The organism is Parabacteroides merdae ATCC 43184 (assembly GCF_025151215.1).
GTDB classification, from domain to species: Bacteria; Bacteroidota; Bacteroidia; order Bacteroidales; family Tannerellaceae; genus Parabacteroides; species Parabacteroides merdae.
In genome coordinates this window covers 4,264,262-4,290,608 of record NZ_CP102286.1, presented here as the reverse complement: position 1 = coordinate 4,290,608, position 26,347 = coordinate 4,264,262, and the positions used below count along the sequence as shown (strand labels likewise).

General features: G+C 44.4%; 26 protein-coding genes and 5 tRNA genes. 19 read left to right on the top strand and 12 right to left on the bottom strand.

Annotated elements, in window-relative coordinates; translation table 11 throughout:
* Positions 1–95 precede the first annotated feature (95 nt).
* The 8 genes from NQ542_RS17405 to NQ542_RS17370 all read left to right on the top strand — a co-directional run bounded on the left by NQ542_RS17405 (position 96) and on the right by NQ542_RS17370 (position 5,235).
* Positions 96–785 (top strand): energy transducer TonB, encoded by a 690-nt coding sequence (locus NQ542_RS17405; RefSeq protein ID WP_005637269.1) that lies wholly within the window; start codon positions 96–98, stop codon positions 783–785.
* A 64-nt stretch (positions 786–849) separates the two neighbouring features.
* Complete coding sequence (locus tag NQ542_RS17400; RefSeq protein WP_005637270.1) at positions 850–1,824, top strand: polyprenyl synthetase family protein; 975 nt, start codon at positions 850–852, stop codon at positions 1,822–1,824.
* 1 nt (position 1,825) lies between these two features.
* Complete coding sequence (locus NQ542_RS17395) at positions 1,826–2,614, top strand: TatD family hydrolase (RefSeq protein ID WP_005637271.1); 789 nt, start codon at positions 1,826–1,828, stop codon at positions 2,612–2,614.
* Positions 2,615–2,758: 144 nt separating this feature from the next.
* Positions 2,759–2,846, top strand: a tRNA-Ser gene (locus tag NQ542_RS17390).
* Positions 2,847–2,927: 81 nt separating this feature from the next.
* Positions 2,928–3,665, top strand: coding sequence for a MotA/TolQ/ExbB proton channel family protein (locus tag NQ542_RS17385; protein WP_005637272.1), 738 nt, complete (start codon positions 2,928–2,930; stop codon positions 3,663–3,665).
* Between the two features lie 9 nt (positions 3,666–3,674).
* A complete protein-coding gene (locus NQ542_RS17380; protein ID WP_005637274.1) occupies positions 3,675–4,148 on the top strand; it encodes a hypothetical protein in 474 nt (157 codons plus the stop codon).
* 32 nt (positions 4,149–4,180) lie between these two features.
* Complete coding sequence (locus tag NQ542_RS17375) at positions 4,181–4,768, top strand: ExbD/TolR family protein (protein ID WP_005637275.1); 588 nt, start codon at positions 4,181–4,183, stop codon at positions 4,766–4,768.
* Positions 4,768–5,235: an ExbD/TolR family protein gene (locus NQ542_RS17370; protein WP_005637276.1), complete on the top strand. Its 468-nt coding sequence runs from the start codon at positions 4,768–4,770 to the stop codon at positions 5,233–5,235. Before NQ542_RS17375 ends, NQ542_RS17370 begins: the two co-directional genes overlap by 1 nt.
* 339 nt (positions 5,236–5,574) lie before the next feature.
* Here the strand turns inward: NQ542_RS17370 and NQ542_RS17365 are convergent, their stop codons facing one another.
* Entirely contained in the window at positions 5,575–6,138 is a 564-nt protein-coding gene (locus NQ542_RS17365; protein WP_005637277.1) for a GNAT family N-acetyltransferase, read from the bottom strand.
* A gap of 150 nt (positions 6,139–6,288) precedes the next feature.
* Between NQ542_RS17365 and NQ542_RS17360 the strand changes: the two genes are divergently transcribed.
* The gene (locus tag NQ542_RS17360) at positions 6,289–6,762 is read left to right on the top strand and encodes an Lrp/AsnC family transcriptional regulator (RefSeq protein ID WP_005637278.1); all 474 of its coding nucleotides are present in this window, start codon (positions 6,289–6,291) and stop codon (positions 6,760–6,762) included.
* Between the two features lie 67 nt (positions 6,763–6,829).
* Here the strand turns inward: NQ542_RS17360 and asnS are convergent, their stop codons facing one another.
* The 3 genes from asnS to purB form a co-directional block, all read right to left on the bottom strand.
* Positions 6,830–8,236 (bottom strand): asparagine--tRNA ligase, encoded by a 1,407-nt coding sequence (gene asnS, locus NQ542_RS17355; RefSeq protein ID WP_005637279.1) that lies wholly within the window; start codon positions 8,234–8,236, stop codon positions 6,830–6,832.
* 67 nt (positions 8,237–8,303) lie between these two features.
* Positions 8,304–9,761 carry a pseudouridine synthase gene (locus NQ542_RS17350; RefSeq protein WP_005650466.1) on the bottom strand — a complete coding sequence of 486 codons (1,458 nt, stop codon included), beginning with the start codon at positions 9,759–9,761 and terminating at the stop codon, positions 8,304–8,306.
* 61 nt (positions 9,762–9,822) lie between these two features.
* On the bottom strand, positions 9,823–11,166 hold the full coding sequence (gene purB / locus NQ542_RS17345) for an adenylosuccinate lyase (RefSeq protein ID WP_005650469.1): 1,344 nt from the start codon (positions 11,164–11,166) through the stop codon (positions 9,823–9,825).
* A gap of 169 nt (positions 11,167–11,335) precedes the next feature.
* Between purB and NQ542_RS17340 the strand changes: the two genes are divergently transcribed.
* The 3 genes from NQ542_RS17340 (at position 11,336) to NQ542_RS17330 (ending at position 11,613) form a co-directional block, all read left to right on the top strand.
* Positions 11,336–11,410 (top strand) — tRNA-Val (locus NQ542_RS17340).
* Between the two features lie 27 nt (positions 11,411–11,437).
* Positions 11,438–11,512, top strand: a tRNA-Val gene (locus tag NQ542_RS17335).
* A gap of 26 nt (positions 11,513–11,538) precedes the next feature.
* Positions 11,539–11,613: transfer RNA gene (locus tag NQ542_RS17330), tRNA-Val, on the top strand.
* A 182-nt stretch (positions 11,614–11,795) separates the two neighbouring features.
* On the opposite strand, the gene NQ542_RS17325 is transcribed toward NQ542_RS17330, so the two are convergent.
* Entirely contained in the window at positions 11,796–12,236 is a 441-nt protein-coding gene (locus tag NQ542_RS17325) for a DoxX family protein (protein ID WP_005637295.1), read from the bottom strand.
* A gap of 111 nt (positions 12,237–12,347) precedes the next feature.
* Positions 12,348–12,421, bottom strand: a tRNA-Arg gene (locus tag NQ542_RS17320).
* A 197-nt stretch (positions 12,422–12,618) separates the two neighbouring features.
* Here NQ542_RS17320 and asnA point away from each other — a divergent pair.
* Positions 12,619–13,656 (top strand): aspartate--ammonia ligase, encoded by a 1,038-nt coding sequence (asnA, locus tag NQ542_RS17315; protein WP_005637304.1) that lies wholly within the window; start codon positions 12,619–12,621, stop codon positions 13,654–13,656.
* A gap of 115 nt (positions 13,657–13,771) precedes the next feature.
* Positions 13,772–14,434: a uracil-DNA glycosylase gene (gene ung / locus NQ542_RS17310; RefSeq protein ID WP_005637306.1), complete on the top strand. Its 663-nt coding sequence runs from the start codon at positions 13,772–13,774 to the stop codon at positions 14,432–14,434.
* A gap of 20 nt (positions 14,435–14,454) precedes the next feature.
* On the opposite strand, the gene NQ542_RS17305 is transcribed toward ung, so the two are convergent.
* Both NQ542_RS17305 and NQ542_RS17300 read right to left on the bottom strand, forming a co-directional pair.
* Positions 14,455–17,220 carry a putative LPS assembly protein LptD gene (locus tag NQ542_RS17305; RefSeq protein WP_005637308.1) on the bottom strand — a complete coding sequence of 922 codons (2,766 nt, stop codon included), beginning with the start codon at positions 17,218–17,220 and terminating at the stop codon, positions 14,455–14,457.
* Between the two features lie 65 nt (positions 17,221–17,285).
* Entirely contained in the window at positions 17,286–17,828 is a 543-nt protein-coding gene (locus NQ542_RS17300) for an HDIG domain-containing metalloprotein (protein ID WP_005637310.1), read from the bottom strand.
* Between the two features lie 90 nt (positions 17,829–17,918).
* On the opposite strand from NQ542_RS17300, the gene NQ542_RS17295 reads away from it, so the two are divergent.
* Positions 17,919–19,112, top strand: a complete 1,194-nt coding sequence (locus NQ542_RS17295; protein WP_005637313.1) for an exo-beta-N-acetylmuramidase NamZ family protein — start codon at positions 17,919–17,921, stop codon at positions 19,110–19,112.
* Positions 19,113–19,145: 33 nt separating this feature from the next.
* A complete protein-coding gene (locus NQ542_RS17290; protein ID WP_005650474.1) occupies positions 19,146–21,050 on the top strand; it encodes a sensor histidine kinase in 1,905 nt (634 codons plus the stop codon).
* A 53-nt stretch (positions 21,051–21,103) separates the two neighbouring features.
* Here the strand turns inward: NQ542_RS17290 and NQ542_RS17285 are convergent, their stop codons facing one another.
* Complete coding sequence (locus NQ542_RS17285; RefSeq protein ID WP_005637317.1) at positions 21,104–21,547, bottom strand: META domain-containing protein; 444 nt, start codon at positions 21,545–21,547, stop codon at positions 21,104–21,106.
* A gap of 10 nt (positions 21,548–21,557) precedes the next feature.
* Positions 21,558–21,983, bottom strand: coding sequence for an META domain-containing protein (locus tag NQ542_RS17280; RefSeq protein ID WP_005637320.1), 426 nt, complete (start codon positions 21,981–21,983; stop codon positions 21,558–21,560).
* Positions 21,984–22,954: 971 nt separating this feature from the next.
* On the opposite strand from NQ542_RS17280, the gene NQ542_RS17275 reads away from it, so the two are divergent.
* Genes NQ542_RS17275 through NQ542_RS17265 form a run of 3 tightly spaced genes read left to right on the top strand, consistent with a single transcriptional unit; the run spans position 22,955 to position 24,748 of the window.
* Entirely contained in the window at positions 22,955–23,122 is a 168-nt protein-coding gene (locus tag NQ542_RS17275) for a hypothetical protein (RefSeq protein ID WP_005637332.1), read from the top strand.
* Positions 23,119–24,369, top strand: coding sequence for a M23 family metallopeptidase (locus NQ542_RS17270; protein ID WP_005637333.1), 1,251 nt, complete (start codon positions 23,119–23,121; stop codon positions 24,367–24,369). The genes NQ542_RS17275 and NQ542_RS17270 overlap by 4 nt, the downstream gene beginning before the upstream one ends.
* Positions 24,370–24,379: 10 nt before the next feature.
* Positions 24,380–24,748: a YccF domain-containing protein gene (locus NQ542_RS17265; protein ID WP_005637334.1), complete on the top strand. Its 369-nt coding sequence runs from the start codon at positions 24,380–24,382 to the stop codon at positions 24,746–24,748.
* A gap of 76 nt (positions 24,749–24,824) precedes the next feature.
* On the opposite strand, the gene murI is transcribed toward NQ542_RS17265, so the two are convergent.
* A complete protein-coding gene (murI, locus tag NQ542_RS17260) occupies positions 24,825–25,661 on the bottom strand; it encodes a glutamate racemase (protein WP_005637335.1) in 837 nt (278 codons plus the stop codon).
* Positions 25,662–25,814: 153 nt separating this feature from the next.
* Positions 25,815–26,312 (bottom strand): OmpH/Skp family outer membrane protein, encoded by a 498-nt coding sequence (locus NQ542_RS17255; protein WP_005637336.1) that lies wholly within the window; start codon positions 26,310–26,312, stop codon positions 25,815–25,817.
* Positions 26,313–26,347 lie beyond the last annotated feature (35 nt).

Here is a 26,347-nt window from a genome sequence, read left to right as displayed (position 1 = left end):
AAAATAGCGTATATTTAATACGAATTGTTCGGATTTAAAAAATAACTCCGTATATTTGTCGCAGAAGAAAAACACATCTTTAAACACTAAGAGATATGGAAGTTAAGAAATCACCGAAAGCGGACCTGGAAAAAGGTAAGACGATGGGTATCCTGATGGGTATGATCGTCGGACTTGCAGTACTGTTCGTGGGCTTCGAATGGAGCGACCGTGAAATCACAATCGTCCAAGATCAGGGCGTTGCTGATATCATCGCAGAAGAAGAAGTTGAAATTACGAGACCGGAGGACACTCCTCCCCCTCCACCGCCACCTCCCGCACCTGCTGTGGCAGAAGTATTAACCGTTGTAGAAGATGACGTCAAGTTGGACGACGTCGAAATCGTATCATCCGAAGACGATGCCGCTTCTGCACAGGTTGAAGCTTATACTCCTCCCGCAGTAGTTGAAGAAGAAGAGGAATCTTCACAGCAGATCTTTACTGTTGTAGAAACAATGCCTGAATTCCCCGGCGGACAAGGAGCTTTGTTACAATACCTGGCAAAATCAATCAAGTATCCGGTTATTGCTCAGGAAAACGGTATCCAGGGTCGTGTATCCTGCTCGTTTGTGGTTAACAAAGACGGTTCTATCGTAGACGCAGAAGTTATCCGTGGTGTTGACCCGTCACTGGATAAAGAGGCTCTCCGTGTGATCAACAGCATGCCGAAATGGTCACCGGGCAAACAGAGAGGTAAACCCGTACGTGTTAAATACACAGTGCCTGTTACATTCAGACTGCAATAATAACATGTAAATAGTACAAAAAGGCTGCTTCTATCGCAGCCTTTTTTATTTAAACAAATAATCTATGTTCGCTTTCAATGACATCCTACAGAAAATAGAGCAGGAAATTACCCGGCTCCAATTCACCTATCCGCCCAAAAGCTTATACGACCCAATCGAGTACATACTTTCACTCGGTGGAAAAAGAATCCGTCCGGCACTCGTACTGATGGCATGTAACTTATATAAGGAAAACGTAGATACAGCCGTCAATCCGGCGTTAGGGCTTGAAGTATTCCATAACTTCACCCTTTTGCACGACGACCTGATGGACGATGCCGATAAAAGAAGAAACAAACCGACCGTCCATAAAGTATGGAATGCCAACACAGCCATCCTATCCGGCGATGCCATGCTGATCGCAGCCTATCAACTGATCGGCGAAACAGAATCCGAATCATTAAAAGAAATATTAGACCTGTTTACCCGTACGGCGCTTGAAATATGCGGCGGGCAGCAGTACGACATGGAGTTCGAATCGAGAACCGATGTAACGGAAGAGGAATATATCGAAATGATCCGACTGAAAACGGCCGTATTGCTAGCCTGTGCCCTGAAGATGGGAGCCATCATGGGGAACGCTCCGAAAGCCGATGCCGAAACGCTGTATCAGTTCGGCATCAACATCGGACTGGCCTTCCAATTGCAGGATGACCTGTTGGATGTCTACGGAGACACGGCCACTTTCGGCAAAAATATTGGAGGAGACATACTCTGCAACAAAAAGACATTCATGCTGATCAACGCTTTACGCCTTGCTTCAAATACTCAAAAAGCGGAACTGAACAGTTGGATAGGTAAAAAGACATTCGATCCGGCAGAGAAAATCGCCGCCGTAACAGCCATCTATGATCAATTGCGGTTAAAAGAGTTGTCCGAAGAAAAAATACACGCATATTATAATCAGGCAATGAACTGTCTAACCTCATTAAACGTAGCTCCCGAAAGGCTAAACATACTGAAAGAAGTCAGCGCCCGTTTAATGAACCGCCAGTCTTAAAATGAAACTGATCGACACACACAACCATCTGTACTTAGAGGATTTTGATCCGGAACAGGATCAACTGGTCACAATCGCAAAAGAGTCGGGCATAGACACCCTGCTACTTCCGAATGTCGACACGAGCACCATCAGGCGGATGCATGACTTATGCGACCGTTATCCGGATTTCGCCTATCCGATGATGGGACTGCATCCGACCAGCGTTGACGAGCATTATGCAAAAAATCTGAAGGAAACAGAGTCATGGCTCGGTAAACGTGTTTATTGCGGAATCGGGGAAATAGGTATAGACCTGTATTGGGACAAAACATACCTGAAGGAGCAGAAAGAAGTATTCGAGGAACAGCTCAGATGGAGCATCGACCTCAACCTGCCGGTCGCCATTCATACCCGCGAAGCATACCCGGAAGTTTTCGATTCTCTATATAAGGTAGGAGCCGACACGCTCACCGGAGTCTTTCATAGTTTTACCGGTAATGAAGCCGAATTGGAAGAGATTAAAAAATTAAATAATTTCAAAATCGGGATAAATGGAGTCATTACATTTAAAAACTCCAGGCTGTCGGAAATCATCCGGCAGACAGACATCCGAAAAATAGTATTGGAGACAGACGCCCCCTATCTCGCCCCTGTTCCCTACAGAGGAAAAAGGAACGAGCCGGCCTATATCTGGAAAACGGCTGAAAAAGTAGCCCAGACCTATGGACTGACACTCGAAGAGACCGTTGAAACAACACGGATAAATGCTCTAAAACTATTTAAAATCGAGAATAAACCAATATCGTGAGATATTTTCGCGCGTATTCAAAATTTATCCACCAGATATTGTGTATATGTCAGGCAAAAACTATAGATTTGTGCACTGAAACGTTTGGATATGCGATTTTTTTCGTATTTTGCACCCGTTTTAGAGAAGCGGTAGCTCGTTTTTGGAGAGATGCTCGAGTGGTTGAAGAGGCACGCCTGGAAAGCGTGTAAACCCCTAAAGGGTTTCGCGGGTTCGAATCCCGCTCTCTCCGCTTTAAGATACCATGACGATTATTAATAACAAAAAATAAAAACAAATAAGAGAATTATTAATCTTAAAAATTAAACACACAATGAAAAAGTATTTTGCAAAAACGTTCATGAGTTTATGTGCTCTTGGAATCTCTTCTGTAGCATTCGCGCAAGAAGCTACCGAAACCGCTGTTGAAGGTGGCATGTACCAGGCTTTGAAGACTAAGTTTATCGAAGGTGGTGCCGACTTCATGAGTTTGGTTGCCATCGCATTGATTTTCGGTTTGGCTTTCTGCTTGGAAAGAATCATTTACCTGAACTTGGCTGAAACTAACTCCAGCAAATTGCTGAAAGGTATCGAAGATGCTTTGGATAAAGGTGATGTAGAAGGTGCAAAAGCTATTGCTCGTGACACAAGAGGTCCTATCGCTTCTATCGCTTACCAGGGTTTGATGAGAATCGACCAGGGTATTGATGTTGTTGAAAAATCTATTGTTTCTTATGGTGGTGTTCAGGGTGGTCTTTTGGAAAAGAACATGTCTTGGATCACATTGTTTATCGCAATGGCTCCGTCATTAGGATTCTTGGGAACTGTAGTAGGTATGATCATGGCGTTCGATAAAATCGAACAGGTTGGTGATATCAGCCCGACGGTTGTAGCAGGTGGTATGAAAGTGGCCTTGATCACAACAGTAGGTGGTTTGATCGTTGCTTTGATCCTTCAGATATTCTATAACTATTTGTTGAGCAAACTGGAAGCTATCCTGAACCAGATGGAAGATGCTTCTATCACTTTGCTGGACTTAGTTATTAAATATAACCTCAAATTTAAAAAATAAGAAACAACTATGGCAGTTACTAAAATAAGAAAAATGTCCAGTTGGACATTACTGATAGTATCGCTTATCAGTATTGTCGTTCTGGGTATGTTCTTCGGCGGAGGCATCACGAATCCGGGAGAAGAAATGAAAGAATATGTATATACAGGTCTTTTGCTTAATTGGACTTCAGCATTATTCTTCGTCACAATCATTTGCATGGTGTTATTTGCTGTTTGGCAGTTTATCACCCTGCTGAAAGTTAATCCTAAATCAGCTCTTTCTGCTTTAGGTGTCGTAGTTGCTTTCGTTGCAATGCTGTTTATCACTTATTCAATCGGTGATGGAACTCCGTTACAAGGTCTGAATGCAGATTCTCAGAAATATAACACAGCCGGTTGGTTGCAAATCACAGATATGTGGATTTGGTCTACAGTTGTCCTGCTGGTTTTAATCGTTGCATGTGTGGTTTGGGGCTCTGTCAAAAGAATGCTCGGTAAATAATAGTAATAACGAATTGATAAAACAAGAAAGAAATGGGTAGTAAAAGAAAGACACCGGGTATTAATGGATCGTCTTCAGCCGATATTGCTTTCATGTTGCTTATCTTCTTCCTTATTACTACATCCATGGATACAGATAAAGGTCTGGCAAGACGTTTGCCGCCTCCTGTTCCTAAAGACCAAAAGAAGAATGATGTTGATGTTAACAAGAGAAACTTGGTTGTCGTGCTGATCAACAGCAGTAACCAAATCCTCTTTAACGGTGAACCTACCGACATCAAGCAACTGAAAGACAAGGTAAAAGAGTTCATTGACAACCCGTATAATGACGCAAATAAACCTGAAAAGGTTGAAGAGGACGTTCCTTTCTTCGGAAAAGTAATGACCGCTAAAAAACACGTAATTTCTTTACAGAATGACCGTGGTACCGAATATCAGGCTTATATCAGCGTTCAGAACGAATTGGCAAAGGCATACAACGAATTGCGTGATGATATTTCCAGAAAGAAATTCGGAAAATTATTCGCAGATCTAGATGAAGACCAACAAAAGGCTGTGCAGCAGATTTATCCGCAAAAGATTTCTGAGGCAGAACCTAAAAATTATGGAGATAAGAAGTAATGGGAAAGTTTAGTAAAGCGGGCGGACGTGAAATGCCCGAATTGAATACGTCATCATTACCTGACTTGGTGTTCGCATTCTTGTTCTTCATCATGATGGTAACATCCATGCGTGAAGTAACATTGATGGTGCAATTCCGCGCTCCACAGGCTACTGAACTTCAGAAGCTGGAAAAGAAATCGTTGGTTACATTCATCTATGTAGGAAAGCCGACCCAGGAATATCAGGCTAAAATGGGTTCTGAAGCCCGCTTGCAGTTGAACGACAAGTTCGCTGAAGTATCGGAAATTCAGGACTACATCGCTCAGGAAAAATCCAGTATGAAAGAAGAAGACCAGCCGTTTATGACAGTCTCCATCAAGGCCGATAAGGAAACCAAGATGGGTCTGATCACAGACGTGAAGCAGGCGCTTCGTGAAGCATACGCATTGAAGATTAGTTATTCTGCCCGTCAGGCTGCTGACTAATCTCTGGATACACAAAATAAAAAAGGCGAGGTTTCTAACCCCGCCTTTTTTATTGCCTTTTAGTCACCGATCAGAGCCCTTTCCCTCAAAGGACATGACACCCATCCAATAATAAATAGACACATAGCTATTTACAGCAATAGCTACCACTTTTTTACTTTTCGCCCTTGGTCGAAAAGGTTTTTGCCCTTAGTCGAAAGCGCTTTTGACCAAGGGCGAAAGCACATTCGACTAAGGGCAAAAGCTCTACAGTTGGACTGTTTGACAACAGAAACATGGCTACTGCCACTTAAATCGTCGAATTAGAACGAGAAAACAAATAGGCAATGTGCAAAACGATCACCGGGTGAGCCCATCTTTCACTCCATACACATTCTTATGAAGACAATTCTTCACCAGCTCGAAAGAATGCTCCAGATCAACATCGCCATATGTCATAAGCCGCATCTCCAGCCATTCTCCACCTTCCCGGTAAGGAGGCTGGTGATAAACCTGATTGTCCAGTTTAAAGCCCAAACGTTCATAAAAGCCAATCCTGCGCTTGCTCATCTCATCAGTAGGCATTTCTACTTCCAGAACAACCGGAGTACCGCAGAAGACCAGAAATTGCTTCATTGCCTCAGCCCCTATTCCTCCATTACGGGCCGCCGGATCAATTGCAAAATGCTCCACATAAGTATAACCGTCAAAAAGCCAACCGGTGATGAAGCCGACATACCGGTCTTCTTTTGATAAAGCATACACGATAAACCGGGATTCGTCTCTAACCAAATTGCGGACAAGCGAAAAGTCACGGCGTTCCACTTCCGGAAAAGATTCTGTGTACGTTCTCTCTATCAGATCCAATGCCGGATCAGAAAAGTCTTTTACAGACCTACATGCTACTACTGATTGTAAACTCATAAAACTATAAAATTGAAGATTATTATTACTAAAGAAACTTACAAACTAAAATATTCCACTAAAAAATAGAGGTTAATCATTAGAGATTATTTATATTTGTATTAAGATTGTAAGAACTGATTTATACAGATATACAAATATAGATAAATTATGGCACACCATCAACTGGATGAACTTGACGAGAAGATATTAAAACTAATCATAGGCAATGCCCGTATGCCTTTCCTCGAAGTTGCACGGGAGTGTAATGTATCGGGTGCAGCAATACACCAACGTATACAAAAACTTACCAACCTGGGTGTAATCAAAGGATCTGAATTTATCGTCGACAACACAAAAGTAGGTTATGAAACTTGTGCATACATGGGTTTGTACCTCAAATCTCCCGGGCAGTTTCCATCGGTGACGGAGGCTCTGAAGGAAATCCCGGAGGTGGTTGAATGTCACTACACGACTGGACAATATGATTTATTCATAAAGATATATGCAAAGAATAACCAGCATTTGCTAAGCATTATCCATAATAAGCTTCAACCGTTAGGCCTTGCCCGAACCGAATCGCTGATCTCTTTCAAGGAAGCGTTCAAACGGCAGATCCCAATCGACTTGGAAGATGAAGATTAAATAAAAAACTCCGCATAGTCCTCTGAACGTTCTATGCGGAGTTTTGATTTTTCAATTCTATGCGAAATTAGAAATCGGCATTCTTCGGTGTACGAGGGAAAGGAATCACGTCGCGAATATTTGTCATACCTGTCACAAACAACAGCAGACGTTCGAAGCCCAAACCAAAACCGGAATGAGGAACCGTACCGAAGCGGCGGGTATCCAAATACCACCACATATCCTTCATAGGAATCCCCATTTCATTGATGCGGTTCAACAGTTTGTCATAATCGGCTTCACGCTCGGAACCACCGATAATTTCACCGATTTTCGGGAACAACACATCCATCGCACGAACCGTCTTGCCGTCCTCATTCTGCTTCATATAGAAAGCTTTGATCTCTTTCGGATAGTCAGTCAGGATTACCGGACGTTTGAAATGCTCTTCAACCAGGAAACGTTCATGCTCAGAAGCCAGGTCGACACCCCAATATACCGGGAACTCGAACGTGTGGCCTTTAGCAACGGCCTCTTCCAGAATCTTGATTCCTTCCGTATAAGACAAACGGACGAAATCGTCTTTCAACACTCCCTGCAAACGTTCGATCAAACCCTTATCGAACATATCGTTCAAGAATTTGATATCATCCATACAGTTGTCCAAAGCCCATTGTACACAATACTTGATGAACTCTTCCGCCAACTGCATATTGTCCAGGATATCATTGAAAGCCACTTCCGGCTCGATCATCCAGAACTCGGCCAAGTGGCGCGGCGTATTGGAGTTTTCCGCACGGAAAGTCGGACCGAATGTATAAATCTGTCCCAAAGCCGTAGCCGCCAATTCACCTTCCAACTGTCCAGAAACGGTCAGGCTCGCCTGTTTACCGAAGAAATCGTTATCATAAACGATAGATCCGTTTTCATCCTTCTTCAGATCATAGAGGTTCATGGTCGTCACCTGGAACATCTGACCCGCACCTTCACAGTCGGAAGCTGTGATCAGCGGTGTATGGAAATAGAAGAACCCTCTGTCATGGAAAAATTTATGAATGGCATAAGCCATGTTATGACGAATACGGAACACCGCTCCGAATGTATTCGTACGTGGACGGAGATGAGCGATCTCACGTAGGAACTCCATCGAATGGCCTTTTTTCTGCAAAGGATAAGTATTCGGATCGGCAGAACCGTAAATTTCTATTTCAGTAGCCTGGATCTCCACATTCTGGCCTTTTCCTTGCGACTGCACCAACGTACCGTTTACACTGATACTCGCACCTGTTGTTATCGGCTTCAGAAATTCTTCGCCCAGCTTGTCCACGTCTACAACGATCTGAACATTATTTATTGTAGAACCGTCATTCAAGGCTATGAAACTAACCTGTTTACTACCACGGCGGGTACGGACCCATCCTTTCACGTTAACGGTCGTACCGAAAGCTTCGCTTTTCAGTACGTCTACAATTTTTGTTCTTTTAATTGCTTCCATGTTTATATTTTTATTCTTAGGTAATCAAAACAAGTTAGCCGGCTTTTCCAACCGGCTAAACTCTATATTATTCGAAAGCCCCCATGCGGAGCGCGTTCACTTCACGTTCGTTCAGATAACGCCACTTTCCACGTCCAAGGTTCTTTTTTGTAAGACCGGCAAAATATACACGATCCAGTTTAACCACGTGATAGCCCAGTGATTCGAAAATACGACGGACGATACGGTTACGTCCTGAGTGAATTTCGATACCGACCTGGCTCTTATCATCTTCGCTTGCATAACTGATGGCATCAGCATGGATTTCTCCGTCTTCAAGCTCTAATCCGTTAGCGATCTTTTCCATATCTTCGATAGATACGTTCTTATCCAACCATACATGGTAGATTTTCTTCTTCTTGAAAGAAGGATGCGTCAGCTTGGAAGCCAGATCGCCATCGTTCGTCAGCAACAGTACACCTGTCGTATTACGGTCCAGACGTCCCACCGGATAAATTCGTTCCTGGCAAGCGTTCTTTACCAAATCCATGACAGTCAGACGTTCCTGAGGATCATCCGAAGTTGTCACACAGTTCTTCGGCTTATTCAGGACGATATACACTTTACTCTCGATCTGAACCGGCTGGTCTTTGAACAACACCGTATCCTGACGCGTAATCTTCGTTCCCAATTCAGTTACAATCTGACCATTTACCTGAACAACTCCTTCCTGGATAAATTCATCCGCCTCGCGACGAGAACAAACACCTGCATTGGACAAGAACTTATTCAAGCGGATCGGTTCGTTAGGATCTGCCAGCACTTCTTTATACTTCAACTGCTTCTGGAAGTTATACTTGGCATTCGGATTGTAATCACCGGTACGGCGATTGTTGTTCGGACGTCTGTTGTTATTGTAGCCGCCACGTCCGCCGCCATTTCCATAACGGTTGTTGTTATTACCGTATGAAGGTCTGCCACCACGATTATCACGATTATCGTAAGACGAACTTACACGGGTATCACCTACACGCGGTCTTCTTTTCTTTACACCATCACCCGAAACACCTTCGCCGGACGGAGTAGCCGAATAAGCCTTTCCTCTGTCTTCATAGTTCGGGCGAGACGGACGATTGTACGGACGATCGTTCCCATAAGAACGGTCATTGCCGTAAGAAGGGCGATCGTTGTTACCGTAAGGGCGATTGCTACCATAAGAAGGTCTGCTGTTATAGCCGCCTTCACGATTAGAGTTGCCATAGCTACGGTTTCCACCATTATCGCGGTTATACGGTTTGTTGTAACCGCCATCACGGTTATCATACGTACGCGGGCGACTCGGTCTGTCTCCATAAGAGCGGTTGTCCCCATAAGAATTATAACCTCCGCGGTTATATGGTCTCCGTTCATAGTTGTTTCCCTCAGGTCTGTTATAACCTTGATTGTAAGGTCTTCTTTCAGAATCCTGGTCTGTGTTTTCCCGTCTGATACTTGGTATCACCTTTCTTGGACGCGGTTGAGATTCATCTCTTTCTTCTGTGCTCATTTGATGTAAATTAAATGATAATTAACTACTTGGTAACCTCACGGCTACCCATTGTTTCTCACTAAATACCTGTATAATTATGCGGCGTTATCGCCTTTAATTCAGCTTTAACAGCATCGCTAACCTGCAACGTATCAATAAAATTACTGATCGATTCGGCTGTGATACCTTCATTTGTACGAGTCAAGGCTTTTAATGCTTCATAAGGTTTCGGATACCCTTCACGACGAAGGATAGTCTGAATTCCTTCGGCCACTACAGCCCAGCAGTTATCCAAATCCCGGTACAATGCTTTCTCGTTTAATAACAACTTACCCAGCCCTTTTGTTAAACTTTTGAATGCGATTTCGACATGAGCCATCGGCACACCGACATTACGAAGGACTGTAGAGTCTGTCAGGTCGCGCTGCAAACGTGAAATCGGCAACTTGGTTGCCAGGTGCGTCAAGATAGCATTTGCCATACCCAAATTACCTTCCGCATTTTCGAAATCGATCGGATTCACCTTGTGCGGCATAGCAGAAGAACCGACCTCACCGGCTTTGATCTTCTGTTTAAAATACTCCATAGAAACATACTGCCAGAAATCACGGCACAAATCGATCAAAATCGTATCGATACGTTTCATCCCGTCAAAAATAGCAGCCATGTTGTCATAGTTGGAAATCTGTGTCGTCCATTCCTCACGGCTCAGTCCCAACACTTCATTCACAAACTTATTCCCGAAAGCTTTCCAGTCATATTCCGGAAAAGCCACATGATGCGCATTGAAATTACCGGTTGCTCCACCGAACTTAGCAGAAACAGGAGTCGCTTTCAACAGCTTCACCTGTTGTTCCAAACGGTAAACAAACACCATCACTTCTTTTCCTAAACGGGTAGGAGAAGCCGGCTGCCCATGTGTCTTGGCCAACATGGGAACATCCGCCCAGTCTTCGGCATATTTCTTCAACATGTCGATCACTTCTTGCAAACCGGGAAAATACACTTCGTTCAGTGCATCCTTGATAGACAATGGAACGGATGTATTGTTAATATCCTGGGAAGTCAATCCGAAATGGATAAATTCCTTATATTCCTGCAAAGACAACAAATCGAATTTCTCTTTTATAAAATATTCAACAGCCTTTACATCATGATTTGTCACACTCTCGATCTCTTTAATACGGGTAGCGTCCTCAACCGAAAACTCGCGGTAAATTTTCCGCAAAGCCTCTTTATTCTCCCCAGTCGTCAACGCACGAAGCTGCGGTAAGAATTCAGACAGAGTAATAAAATACTCGATCTCAACCTGCACTCTGTATTTAATGAGCGCATACTCTGAAAAGTAAGCCGCCAGGTTCTCGGCTTTATTTCTATATCGCCCGTCTACAGGCGAAATTGCTGTCAGTGTCGAAAATATCATATACATTATTAATATGGAGTTGCAAAGTTACTATAAATCTTAATACATATAGGCGGAGATGAAGTTTTTTTCTACTTTTTCGCAAAAATATTTGGAGGTAATAAAAAAAGCCGTATCTTTGCAGCGCTTTAGAGAGATAGAGCATATCAAACTTAATGAACAAATGAAAGGGCGTTTAGCTCAGCTGGTTCAGAGCATCTGCCTTACAAGCAGAGGGTCGGCGGTTCGAATCCGTCAACGCCCACCTTTCATAACGAATTGATTTCACTTTGGGCGTTTAGCTCAGCTGGTTCAGAGCATCTGCCTTACAAGCAGAGGGTCGGCGGTTCGAATCCGTCAACGCCCACTCATCACCAAAATGATTTCATATTCGGGCGTTTAGCTCAGCTGGTTCAGAGCATCTGCCTTACAAGCAGAGGGTCGGCGGTTCGAATCCGTCAACGCCCACTTTTTTTTAAGAGCAATCATGATTACATGATTGCTTTTTTTATTTCCCAACCAACACAAAGAAACACCTTATTCTCCCACTATTCTTTAAAAGAAGGCTAACACAACAAAAAAGGCAGGAATAATAATTCCCGCCTTTTTGTTTCCTTTCGTATACACCTAACAGCTTCCCCTATAGAACCTCACCGTTTCTTTTTATATAATGCAGAAGATATGACATGATCGATAGAAAATTTACCCGGTCCCGTTATGTACATCAGCACAAATACCACCAGATAAATAAAGGCCAGTTCCTTCACGGCAAACGGATCATTCCCGTGTATCACAAAAAAAGCCATTCCCATTGTAAAGACCATCGGGATCATAGCCAGACGATAAAACGCACCGAATATAAAGCCTACGGAACAAAATACCTCACCGAAAACAGCCAGCCCCAACGACAACGTACTTCCTACACCCAATGGATCCGGGAAAGATTCCGACATGACACTAAAATTCGTCCATTTCTGGATACCATGCGAAAGCAGCAATACTCCGAAAAGGATACGCAACGCCAACAAAAAAAGAGAAAAAGCATTTCCTACCGGCTTGGCAGGAAAAAGAAATTTATAAACCACTGACATAATCTTTGTTCTTTCTTAAATTAGTTATTCATTTATAAAACATAAATAAAAAAGAAAAGTTTACGCGTAACCCCATAAAAAAAGGACTTCCAACACTTGGAAATCCTTTTGTGACCAGGGTGGGATTCAAACCCACGACCTTCAGAACCGGAATCTGACGCTCTATTCAGCTAAGCTACCCAGCCAAAGACAGCGCAAAAGTATATATAATCTTGCAGGAAAACAAATGAACGGGCAAAAAAAGATTACTTTTGATATTTTGCAAGCATCCTAACGACAATCACTTCCATTTTGCAAATAAAAAAAGGCACATAATTGCTATTTTGCCATTAATTAGTATCTTTGCCACGCATTATTCACAAACATAAAGCACAACAAGTATATGAGTTACTTAATTAAACCAGCAGGATATAAGGCTTTATTGAACTTATCGCAGACCGAGATGGGTATCAAAAAGATCAAAGACTTTTTCCAGCAAAACCTGTCTTCCGAATTACGGTTGCGGCGCGTCACTGCTCCGTTGTTCGTTTTAAAAGGGATGGGTATCAATGACGACCTGAACGGAACGGAACGTGCGGTCACGTTTCCGATCAAGGATTTGGACGATGCCAAAGCTGAAATCGTCCATTCGCTTGCCAAATGGAAACGCCTTACTCTTGCTGATTATCAAATCGAAAAAGGCTACGGTATCTATACCGACATGAACGCTATCCGCTCTGACGAAGAGTTGGGAAACCTACATTCTTTATATGTCGACCAATGGGACTGGGAACGCGTCATGGGAGCCGAAGAACGGAATGTAGATTTTCTGAAAGAAATCGTACGTCGCATCTACGCAGCCATGGTACGTACCGAATATCTGGTCTATGAGATGTTCCCTGAAATCCGTCCTACATTGCCCCAGCAAATCCATTTCATACACTCCGAAGATTTATTGCAAAAATATCCGACCTTCACGCCGAAAGAACGGGAAGATGCGATTACGAAAGAATACGGAGCCGTTTTCATTATCGGTATCGGTTGTAAGTTAAGCAACGGAGAGAAACATGACGGACGCGCTCCGGACTATGACGACTGGTCGACAATTGCAGAAAACGGACAAGTCGGATTAAACGGCGACCTGCTCGTCTGGGACGAAGTACTGAACCGTTCGCTCGAACTGTCCTCCATGGGTATTCGTGTGGATAAGGAAGCCTTGCTCCGCCAGTTGGAGATTTGCAACGCGGAAGAAAAAAAAGAACTATATTTCCACAAACGCTTGCTAAACAACGAACTGCCTCTAAGTATCGGGGGAGGTATCGGACAAAGTCGCTTGTGTATGTTTTACCTCCGCAAAGCCCATATCGGTGAAATTCAAGCAAGTATATGGCCGGAAGAAATGCGTCGTGAAGCCCGTGCTGCCGGTATGTACTTGATCTAATTGATAATTAAAAATTGAAAATTGAAAATTAAGGATGGATTATTGATAATTATTTCTGATATTCGCGTAATAAAGAGAATTTCCAATTTCTAATTTTCAATTTTCAATTACCATTATGGACGTCAAGATAGAACAGAGCTGGAAAGAACGATTAAGTTCTGAGTTTGAAAAGGATTATTTCAGCCAGTTGATCACCTTTGTTAAAGAAGAATACCGCCAAAGAACCGTCTATCCTCCTGGTCCCTGTATCTTCAGTGCGTTCGAACACTGTCCGTTCGACAAAGTCAAAGTAGTCATTCTCGGACAAGACCCCTATCATGAACCCGGACAGGCACACGGACTTTGTTTCTCCGTCCAAGACGGGACACCCTTTCCCCCGTCGCTCGTCAACATCTTCAAAGAAATCGAAAGCGATTTAGGCAAACCCATGCCGCAAACCGGCAATCTGCTCCGTTGGGCGGACCAGGGCGTCCTGCTTCTCAATGCAACCCTGACGGTTCGTGCACACCAAGCCGGCTCACACCAGAATAAAGGTTGGGAAGAATTCACGGATGCCGTAATCCACCGCCTGACAGAAGAGCGAAGCCATATCGTTTACATCCTGTGGGGGTCGTATGCACAACGGAAAGGCGCTTTCATCGACGCCTCCCGCAACCTGATATTGAAATCGGCTCATCCGTCTCCCCTCTCCGCTTACCGCGGATTCTTCGGGAACAAGCATTTCAGCAAAGCAAATGATTATCTGATCGCAACCGGACAGACACCAATAGATTGGTAATTATCAATTGACAATTGGAATTACTCCCATTTCTGCCCGTCACGATAGTTGCTGCTCTGGCGCCATTTCAGGTCTTTCAGCAAAGACGAACTTACTGCAATATTGAAGGTATAGGACTTATAAGGTCCCACCGGCACAAAACTGGCAGTCATCTGCCAGCAATGCAGGTCGCGAGTGATATTGCAAGTCATATAGGATATCTTATGCGTATCGAAGTCATAGGTGGCATTAAAGTTAAAACGCCAGTTCTTCGTCGGCTGGATATTACCGTTAAAGCTCAATGCATGTGTAAGCTTGTACTTATATTCGAGCTTGCTCGGGTCAAAGTCTCCATAACGCAATTGCATGCTATAGCTGAACGAAAGGCTCCAGGGCACTTTATTGACCATATAGCCATACGAATCGAACTCACCCGTATCTTTCTTGGCACCACGCAATCGGCCTCCTTCCATTTTACCCTGCTGGTCCCCTTCCTCTCCCGAAGAGATTTGTTCGAATTCCGGATCGTTCGATGCATTGGGGTCTGTCGGAGGGTTGTTGGAATCGTCGTTATTATCTTTCTTGCCGAACAATTTGCCGAACGTATCATTATTAAAGGTATAAGAGAAACTCGTACCGGTCTGGCGCAAACGGCCTAATCCTTTACCGGCCTGCCAACGCGGAATATCCAACCGGCGAACGGTCTTCGTCGCTTCATCGTAGCCATAGGTATAGGTATCGAACGTACCGTTCAGGTTCAATGTATAGCTCTTCGAAAACTTGAGACGCAAGCCTACACTCAAGTCACTCCACTTGAACGAATCGGCCGCCATATTATAACTCATCCCCAACGACAACTTATCGATCAGACTGATCTTACGCTCACCTGTCGAATCGCGATCCGACTTGATCTTCATTTCGAGATTGTTATCTAACTGAAAACTCACGCTCCCCGACTTCCCGTTAGGGGCCGTCCCAAACATACCGCCTTCAAACGGCGAATAAGAGATCTGCTGCGTCTGTCCATATTGATCTTCATACATAAGATCTTTCCAGAAACCATATTTGGAAGCTCCAAAATCAGGCGTATAACTCAACGTTACCGAAGGTTCGAAACGATGACGAATCATCTTGATCTTGTCACCCAAAAACGGCAACGGTTTATAGAAACCATATAGCGTGGTGGAAGCTGAAACGGATGTGCTGTAATCGAATACGCGGTAGAAACCATAAGTCGTATCACGCGCAACCACCTGCTTCTTCTGCATGTCGTATGCTTTTTCCACCTTATTGGTGTACCAACGTTCGGTATAATTGAACGACGGCGAGATATTCAAATACTTGAACAAAGAGAAAGTAGCACTCACCGGAATCTGGTGCTGCATGGCATTCCGCCAATCCTTCACCAAGCTCGACTTGAACAATTTGTCTTCTTTCGTATCGATACTATTACGCAGGTAACCGTTGTAACTCATGGAAATCTTCTCATACCAACGTTCTTTTCCGACCGCATTCTTCCGCTTGAACGGGAAGATACGACTCATCGTAATTGTAATATCAGGCAATGTCAGCGAGATCGTCGAGTCTTTCGAACGCTGGTTCACATTCATGGTAGCCGAAATACTGAACGGATTATTCGGGAAACGCTGTGTTATACTGATACTGGACCCTTTGGTATTCTGGTTCGCATCTGCAAAACCTTGCGAGCCAGGATAGAAGCTGTTCAGGTTATTACGGTCATAACTGCTGGTCGCAAAGTTCACACTCGCCGAGAAAGTCCGGTACGGATTTGCCTTCGGGTCCTGCGAGTGTGTCCAGTTCAGCTTGAAGTCCTTAGACAAGCTATAATCGGGAAGTCCCTTGTCGCCCAAACGGGTAACCAGATAGGAGGCATTGAAACTGCCCGAAAACTTATACCGTTTCCGATAAGAAGAACGAGCCGACAGTCCCCAAGAACCTTTCGTATAGATTTCACCGGTCAAGGCCAGGTCCATATAATCGCTCAACGCAAAATAATACCCGCCGTCGCGCAGATAGAAACCACGCGAACTTTCATCCCCGAAAGTGGGCATGATAATGCCCGAAGAATAAGAGCTCGAAAACGGGAAGAAACAGAAAGGCAGACCGATCGGATAAAGCGGGACGTCCTCAAACACCATATAGACGGGACCCGTCACGATATTTTTCTTCGGGCGGACTTTCGCCTTCGTCATCTGGATATAGAAATGGGGGTGATCATGCTCGTCGCAAGTCGTATACCGTCCCCCCTTCATATTCAGGACATCGTTGTCCATCTTTTTGGTACGTCCGGCCGTCACATAACCTTCGCCTTGTTGCGTGATCACATCTGTGATATATCCTTTTTTCGTACCGAAATTATAGCGCATCGTCTTGGATTCATACTGTTGGTCGCCATCTTTGAAAAGAGGATAGCCGAATTCCTCCCCGATCGAGTCGAGGCCGAAAGTGGCATACACCAGGCTACTGTCCATATTCATCTCGATTTTCTCGGACTGAAGTTCGATTTGTTGATATTTCACATCGCTTTCCCCAAATAGATAAGCCCAGTTCGCTCCCGTCATGATGATGGAGTCTTTCGCCTGGTAAGAAACCGGAGCGTCCAGCCCTGTCTGCTTCTTCGGTACACTGTCTAACGCAAGCACACTATCTTGTCCGGCAGATACGACCGTATCGCCCACAACGGCCATCACGGTATCGGTCGGGGCTATAAGTTCCTGCGCCTCAGTCATCATGTTTCCAGTAAGGAAAAGCAACAAAATAATCAGGCATTTGTATTTCAAAAACATTCCGTCGTTATTTGCAGTGTGTTACAGCGGGCAAATGTATAACAATTTAGCGAGCCAATCCCTTTTTATTCCCCTAAAAAGAGTTTACACCAGTTATCAAACCGTTCGACAGTTTCGTTTCCATACTTCGAAAGGCCCTGTTTTACCTTTTCGACAGATTTTTCTTTGTCCAGTTTCGTTTTGCTGTAAAACTTGTCGGCGTAGCAAATCAGTTGTTCTTCCAAGGTTTCCGGCATAAAGTCCCGGTGCGGAAGAGGCAAACCTCGTTCTTCAATCATTGCCAGCGTAATACCTGTTCCCGTATGCCGTTCGCACACGCGGGCATGGCGGGGATAACCTTCCGCCCGCATCAATTCGGCCCCCAGATAACCGTGGCAAATATATTCCGCATCTCCATGACAATCGATATCGGGAGCATTACAACGGAAAATACCGATATCGTGCAGCATAGCTGCCTCTTCTACAAAGGTAAGGTCAAGATTCATCTCCGGATGCATCCGGGCTATAGCCAAAGCTTTATCTGCCACACTTCTACTATGAATAACCAAAATCCGGTACGCCTCCGAACCTACCGGATAATATTTGGCAATAATATCTAAAGGGTTCATAACAATCAATCGCTTTATTGAGAGACAAAGATACGCAATAAACAAAAAGAATCGTTACTTTTGCAGAAACAAATAGTAAGGAATGAGTCTATGAGAACAGTTATCAGGTATGCCTTCTGGCTGTTAAGCCTGTTCTTAATGTCTGAAATCCAGGCCGTCACTCCACAGAAAGCCCCTCTAAAATTGGGAGCCGAACGTATGGACGTCGTTACCCGTCTGTTGAAAGACAAACAGGTCGGATTAGTAGTGAACCAAACCTCCATCCTCGAAAAGCAGCAGAAGCATTTGCTGGACGCCTTGTTGGAAGAGGGTATCAACATAAAGAAAGTGTTCGCCCCTGAACATGGTTTCCGCGGGACGGCCGATGCGGGAGCCGAGATCAAAGACAGCCGTGACGTAAAAACAGGAGTCCCCATCATATCCCTATACGGAAAGAACAAGAAGCCGACAGCCGAGCAGTTGGCCGGCTTGGACGTGGTCGTGTTCGACATTCAGGATGTCGGAGTCCGCTTTTATACTTACATCAGCACCATGCATTATGTGATGGAAGCCTGTGCCGAAAACGATGTCGAATTTATCGTCCTGGATCGCCCTAACCCGAACGACTTCGTTGACGGTCCTGTCCGCCAGAAAGGATTCGAATCCTTTGTCGGCGTTGACCCATTACCCATACTGCACGGTCTGACGGTTGGCGAACTGGCTTGGATGATCAACAAGGAAGGTTGGCTGAAAAGTACTCCCGACACCTGTAAACTGCATATCGTCAAGATGGAAAACTGGCGTCACGGAGATCCGTACTGGTTACCGGTAAAGCCCTCTCCCAACCTGCCGAACGACCAGTCGATCCGTCTCTACCCTTCACTCTGTTTCTTCGAAGGGACCAATATCAGTGTCGGTCGCGGGACCTATTATCCATTCCAGATATTGGGAGCACCCGATGCCAGATACGGAGATTTCACCTTTACGCCCACCTCCTTGCCAGGTTTCGACACGAAACCGTTGCATAAGGACAAGGAATGCTACGGCACGGACTTGAGAGAATATCCCTTTACCGGGGGATTGACGCTGAAATTCCTCCTTGATTTCTATAATAAAGCAGGCAACGACCAAGCTTTTTTCTTCACCCGCCCACAATGGTTCGACCTGCTTGCCGGGACAAAAGAATTACGTTTCCAGATTGTCCGCGGCTTAAAGGAGAACGAAATACGCGCAAGTTGGCAACCGGCATTAAATAAATATAAGAAAATCAGAAAGAAGTACTTGTTATATCCCGATTATCGTTAACTTTGAACGGTTTTTTAAAACATACGGGTACAATTGATAAGTGCTTCTTCCTTGAAAATACATATATACATAGCGATATTGATATTGGCCCTTTGTTTTCCGCGTGAAGCAAAGGGTTCCTCCGATAAAAAAGGGAAGGAACTGTTTAATGTCCTTGTCATACAGTCATACAATCAAAGCCTGAGTGCCTACTCCAAGTTCGACAAGCTGCTGCACGAGGAACTGGAGGAAAAGCAGATATACTCTTCCATCCACACATTCTACCTGGACTGCGAACGCTATAATGCCACAGACGAAGAAGCCCGGATGTACTCCTTTCTCGACACTTTAAGTTTCAAACCGGACATCATCATTTCCAATGACGATCAGGCTACCTATACTTTAATGGCCTGCAACCATCCGCTCGGCAAGACGATTCCGGTTGTCTTTTCAGGTGTCAACTTTCCCAACTGGGAACTATTGGAACAGCATCCCAACTTCACGGGTTATTGGGACAAGCCTGAATATCTGAAAAACATACAACTGATCGAAAAACTATACGGAAGATCAAAAATACTGATCTTCAAAACGAAAGAATTCATCGGCAGAAAAGCGTTCGAAACGTTGATGGACAATATCCAGGGACATGGAATAGCTGTTTACGAAGGATTGTATCAAACAAGGCCCCAAACTACTTCCACGGAAATCCAGCCCGGCAAAGAAGGCGCTTCTGCCTTATATACGACCTCAACAGCCAACCTGACCGCCCGCCAGCTTCTTTGGGTATTTGAAGACAAGCCTTACACCGCCTGCATACAAATCATTCTCGACTTCAATGTCCTGACCGTCGGACGCCTGGCCAATGTGCCGAACTTCACAGTCATTAACAACGGGTTCAACGACAACAGAGGGATCACCGGTGGCTATTTCACTACCTTGCAAATCCAGGCTGATTGTGTTGCCCAAACAGCTGCCCGCATCCTGAAAGGCACTTCTCCAAATGACATTCCTATCGTAGAAAGCCCCAAAACATTTGCTTTCGACTGGAAAGAGATGCAACGTTTCAACATACGGTTGAGCGATCTGCCACAGGGAAGCATCATCTATAACATGCCACTGGAAGTCCGTTACCTAAACTATATTATTGCAGGCGGAATCCTGCTCGTCATAGCAATCGTCTATATCATCCTTCACCTCATTTACATGTACTACCGCGAAAGCGAACGGAAAAGGCAGGTGCAACTCCGGTTGATCGAAGAGAAAGAGCGAGCCGAAGAAGCCAATAAGATGAAATCGGCATTCCTCGCCAACATGAGCCATGAGATACGCACACCGTTAAATGCGATAGTCGGTTTCACCAACCTATTACAAGACGAAAAGGAATTGACCGATGAAGAAAAAGACCTTTTCCGCAATACGATCAACAAAAACAGTAATCTGCTGCTGAAACTGATTAATGATATCCTGGAACTCTCGCGCATTGAGTCGGGACGGATGTCTTTCGCTTTCGACGATTGCTCTCTAAACGAACTGTTAGAAGAGATCTACCAGACACATCACCTGCTTATGCCGTCGAATATCCGTTTCCTGAAAGAATTCCAAGAAACGGAACTTATCATTCATGTAGACCGTTTCCGGTTCACGCAAGTGATTACGAATTTCATCAACAATGCCGTCAAGTTCACCACTAAAGGGCACATCCTGTTAGGAGCTGTCTATAAGAAGGAGGAGAAAGAAGTTCATGTCTTTGTCGAAGATACAGGAAAAGGCATGTCGGAAGAGGCCCAGAAGAAAGTGTTCGAACGTTTCTTCAAGGTGGACGAATTTGCACAAGGTACCGGACTGGGCCTATCGATCTGTCAAACCATCGCCGAGCGCCTGGAGGGGCGAATCACCCTTTCTTCCCAGGAAGGAAAAGGCAGCCGCTTCACCCTGATCATCCCTTGCAGGCCGAAATAAAAAAGGCGGCCCGTCACAACCGGAACCGCCTTCCAAACATTTCACAATGAAAGTCACTTCTTTTCAATTACCATCAATTTGGTATTGTCCGTGCCATATAAAGCGATTTTATTGACCGGTTTCACCTCACCTACTGCATCAAAGCGAACGACTTTATCCAAAGCCTGCAACAATTCACGCTCACCACTCATATCCGGACAAGCCATACGCGTTGTCGCAACCTGCGGGAATTTAATGATATTCTTGCGGGAATCGCTGTATTCGATCTGCCCCATCATCCGATTGCATCCAGCTCTTCCGGAAAGGGAATGGCGAGCCACGTCGAACTCGATGACTTGATTCGTCTCGGCAGGATTCAACACCTTGCCGTTCAATTCGACAATATTCCAACTACCATCCAGGTCGGAGAAAGTCGCTTCCACACCTTTTTTCGCCTTACAAGAAGCAAAGATACCGATACTCAACGCCGCAAGACAAAGATACATGTACTTCTTCATTTCTATCCAATTAGTTTTTTGACAAAACCATCAACACGTTACCGTCAGCATCGACCAGCAACATTTCATTTTCGGACTGGCCGGCCTTCACACCTTTCACGTTTCCCATAGCTTTCAAGATCGCATCTTCGATCTCCATATCCGGACAAGCCATCATGGTAGTGGCTGCGGGGTTGATCGTGATGGAAGAAATATCCTGGTCGTCCAGCACGACAGTCGAATTAAAGATATTACATCCGGCATTACCGTGAACTTTATTATCTTTCATATCAAACTCCATATTGGGCAAACCTTCTTTCAGTATTTTTTCTCCTTTTACTTCCACAATATTCCATTTACCTTCCAACTTCTTTGCATCCGTTTTGACTTCAGAGCAAGAAAACAACATCCCGACAAAAGCAGGAATCATCAAAAGTGTCAAAATAGCTTTTTTCATTTTTTACTTTTTCATTTATAATAATCACTCGTAAATATAAGACGCCGAATCATTGCAAAAAGTTCCCGACAAGCTCATTATTTAATATTCATTAACCATTCTTACACCCCATTCACAGCTTGTATTGTATTTAAAGGGGTTAAAAAACCACAGAGGAACCGGCAAAGCCGGGAACAATCATCTATTCATCAGCTAAAGCAGACGGCAAAAGAGAGCTTGCGGCACGAGGTTCAGCCTTACCCGTTAGTTCACCGGTAAATCTGCATTTACGGTTCAAACTTATCAGTACTATAATGAATTAAAAAAAACAACTATCATACTATCATGTTTCTTGTATATAACTTGAACATCATAACATATAGGCATGACAGTTTCCTTTTTAACTATCATGCAACTATCATAAATCAGCAGTTTAACCATCATTTTAGCCGTTTTACCCGAAACAGATACACTCCAAAAGTGTTAAAAACAGAATGTTTTCAGGAAAGCATAAGCCTTTTTTGCCGGAACACGTTACTTTTTTATAAGAAAGACGTTAGATTTTTTCCTCAAAATGCCCGTATCAGAGCCATTTACACCTCCATCTGAGCGGTCTTGAGACCCGGGTCTGCAGACGTCTGACACCCGGGTCTCGACAAAAAAATGTAACTATATTGCTGAAAATATGCTATATGTTACATGTGAAAAAGTTATTGTTTTCATGATGGTATGATAGTTGAAAAAACATCCATCATGCCTACTATCATTCCACATAAGTATTGATATTCATACTGCCAAAAGCAAAGTATGATAGTATGACAGTTGTTTTCACAATCAATAATAAGTTTGTAGAATAATAATCCGAATGATGATTTACCGGTATCAACATTTATGCTTCGCCAATATCCGGACCACCGACAAAGGAGTTGGTCAATTAATAAGGCTTACAGATTAATTTTGTATATTTGTTGCAACGTATAAAATAGTATGATATGGACACAAAAGATTTATTGAACGACAGCAGCATACATCACGGACGCAACCTCGTTTGCCTTATGAATAGAAAAGGATTTAAAGTGGAAGACCTGGAAAAGGCACTTCAATTGTCACAAAAACAGGTAGAAGAACTAACAGAGATGAAAAAAGAAGCCGGAGAATGAATAAGAGCATCGTCCTATATTTGTTACTCGCAGGACTGCTTACCTGCTTTTCCTGCACACATACGAAACAACAACCCGAAGAAGAAGGAGTCGACAGCGAATGGCTGGACAGCCTGCAACACGTATATCAATATGGCATCTGCATCGACTCGTTGGACGTGACGGAGTACAAGATGAGAAACGGCGATAATCCCGCCGCAATCTTTTCAGCCCTCGGTTTCTCCGCCTTGAAAGCAGACAGCATTACGAAAGCCTCCATCCATGTTCTGAACCCGACCAAACTCCGTGCGGGTATGAACTATTATACATTTACAACTCAGGACAGCGTTGCCGATATACGTTATATCGCCTTTGCCAAATCACTTGTCGATTATGCCGTCATCGACCTGACAGGCGATTCGATCCTGGCATACGAATTCAACAAGCCTATTACCATCAAACGCCATTACACAGAAGGGACAATCAATTCTTCCCTTTGGAACGTGATCAAGGCAAGTGGAGCGGACCCGTTACTGGCGATCAAGATTTCGGATGTATATGCCTGGCAGATCGACTTTTTCGATGTAAAAGAAGGAGACTCATTCCGGGTGTTGTACGACGTTGCCTATATAGACGACACGACAGCCCTGAATATCACCTCCATCGAGGGAGCCGTCTTCACGCATCAAGGAAAAGATTTTACAGCCATACCATTCACCCAGGATAGCGTTTTCGAATATTTCGATCTTGAAGGGAACAGCCTCAGGAAGGCTTTCCTGAAGGCTCCGTTGGACTTCTTCCGCATCACATCGCGTTTCACGAACGCCCGCTTCCATCCGATCCTGAAACGCTATCGGGCACATCATGGAGTAGACTATGCGGCTCCCGTCGGAACGGAAGTCAAGAGTATCGGAGCGGGGACCGTCATCGCCAAAGGCTATATGGGCGGAGGAGGCCATACGCTGAAAGTAAAACATAACTCCGTATATACGACTTCCTATATGCACCTGAGCAAATATGCCAAAGACATACAAGTCGGCAGCCATGTCGAGCAGGGACAGGTTATCGGCTACGTTGGCTCGACAGGGCTTTCGACAGGGCCTCACCTCGATTTCCGGGTATATAAGAACGGACAGCCGATCAACCCGTTACAGATGGAAGCTCCGCCTTCGCTGCCGGTCAAACCGGAACTGCGCGACAGCTTTGCCATCGTGAAGCAGACGGTGTTGGCAGAATTGGACAGCATGAGAGTAAAAAATAATTTATAATATTGATGCTATGAAATTTTTGGGTAATATCATTTGGCTTATCTGCGGCGGGTTGCTTACCGCTGTGGAATATCTGATATCCAGCTTGCTGCTGATGATTACGATAATCGGTATCCCTTTCGGGTTGCAGACATTGAAATTAGGAATGCTGGCCCTTTGGCCCTTCGGCAGCCGGGTGACGGACAACGGTAATTCAGGTGGTTGCCTGTGCCTGGTCATGAACGTGATCTGGATCTTCATCGGTGGCTTCTGGATCTGCCTGACACACCTGTTTTTCGGGTTACTGCTGTGCATCACGATTATCGGCATTCCTTTCGGCAGACAGCATTTCAAGATGGCCGCACTGGCTCTTTCGCCGTTCGGAAAAAATATCGTTTAAGAGAAAAGGACAGTCTATCACCAGATAGTCCAGTCGTGCTTCCACACACAAGTGCAAGCATCGATTGGCAGATTATTCATTCAACCAATCGAATCTGTTCCACCTCTACCGGATGATTCAAGAAAACAGAGGCGGCATCGGAGAATTTGGCAGCGGACTCGGTGGTCAGGAAACGACAGTTTCCCTGCTTTGTCAAACGGATATCCATTTCGGGATGACGGCGTAGATAGTCGGTCAGGCTCGCGGCTACGTATTCTCCCTGCGAGAATAAAGTAATTCCCTCAGGCAGGAATGCCTTGATCTTTTCGATCAGCAACGGATAATGCGTGCAGCCCAAGACGAGCGTATCGATCTCCGGATCGGCAGCCAAAATATGTTCCAAATGCTTCCGCACGAAATAATCCGCTCCCGGTGAATCGAACTCATTATTCTCAACCAGCGGAACCCACATCGGGCAGGCTTCACCCGTCACCGTCATATGAGGAAACATCTTTTTTATTTCCAGCGAATAGGAGTCGGAAGTAATGGTGCCGGTCGTCCCTAAAATACCGACATGCTTGCTCTTACTGATCTTATCCATCAGCTCCACCGTCGGACGGATTACGCCCAACACCCGACGAGCCGGGTCCCACTGTGGCAAGTCCCGCTGTTGGATCGTACGCAATGCCTTTGCCGATGCCGTATTGCAAGCCAAGATTACAAGCTGGCATCCCTCATTGAAAAGCGTCTCCACAGCCTGCTTTGTAAAACGATACACGACTTCGAACGAACGCGTACCATAGGGAGAACGGGCATTATCGCCCAAATAAATATAATCATACCCCGGCATTGCTGCTCTGATCTTATCAAAAATGGTAAGCCCCCCGTAACCGGAGTCGAAGATACCAATCGGACCTGGTACTGATGAAAACATGAGAGAAGTTGTTTATTTATATATAATTCAAGCACGGATTTCACTGAAAACGCGGAAAGAAAATAAATTTATCCGTGTAAATACGTGAAATCCGTGCCTTAAAAGATAATAGCGAGGACTTCAGTCTTCGCTATTTTATGTTTGCTAATTATATTAGTTAATACCTAACTTAGCTTTTACGAACTGAGTTGCGTCAACAGCAGTATTACCCTGATAAAGAACAATCTGAGGATCCAGAATATAAGTATATCCTTTTTCGTCACCGACTGCCTTGATTGCATTTTTCAGTTTGTCCTGGATCGGAGTAAACAACTCACCCTGCTTCTTCTGGAAATCCTGCTGAGAAATCTGGATGAAGTTCTGTGTACGCTGTTCCATATCCTGCAATTCCTGCATTCTTCTCATTTTGATATTTTCTGTCAATGAATCCTGCTGTGCAACAAAATCGGAATACTTCTTATTGTATTCATCCTGCATCACCTGCATTTCGTTTTTATATTTGGCTTCCATATCAGCCATTTGTTTCTGCATCGTTGCAAATTCCGGCATAGCCTGGATCACTTCCTGCGTATTTACAATCGCAATCTTAGATTCTTGAGCAAAAACGCCCAACGGGAGCATCATCAACAAAAAAATAATCAGTTTCTTCATTTTCCTATAAAATATTACTTGTTATTAATCATATT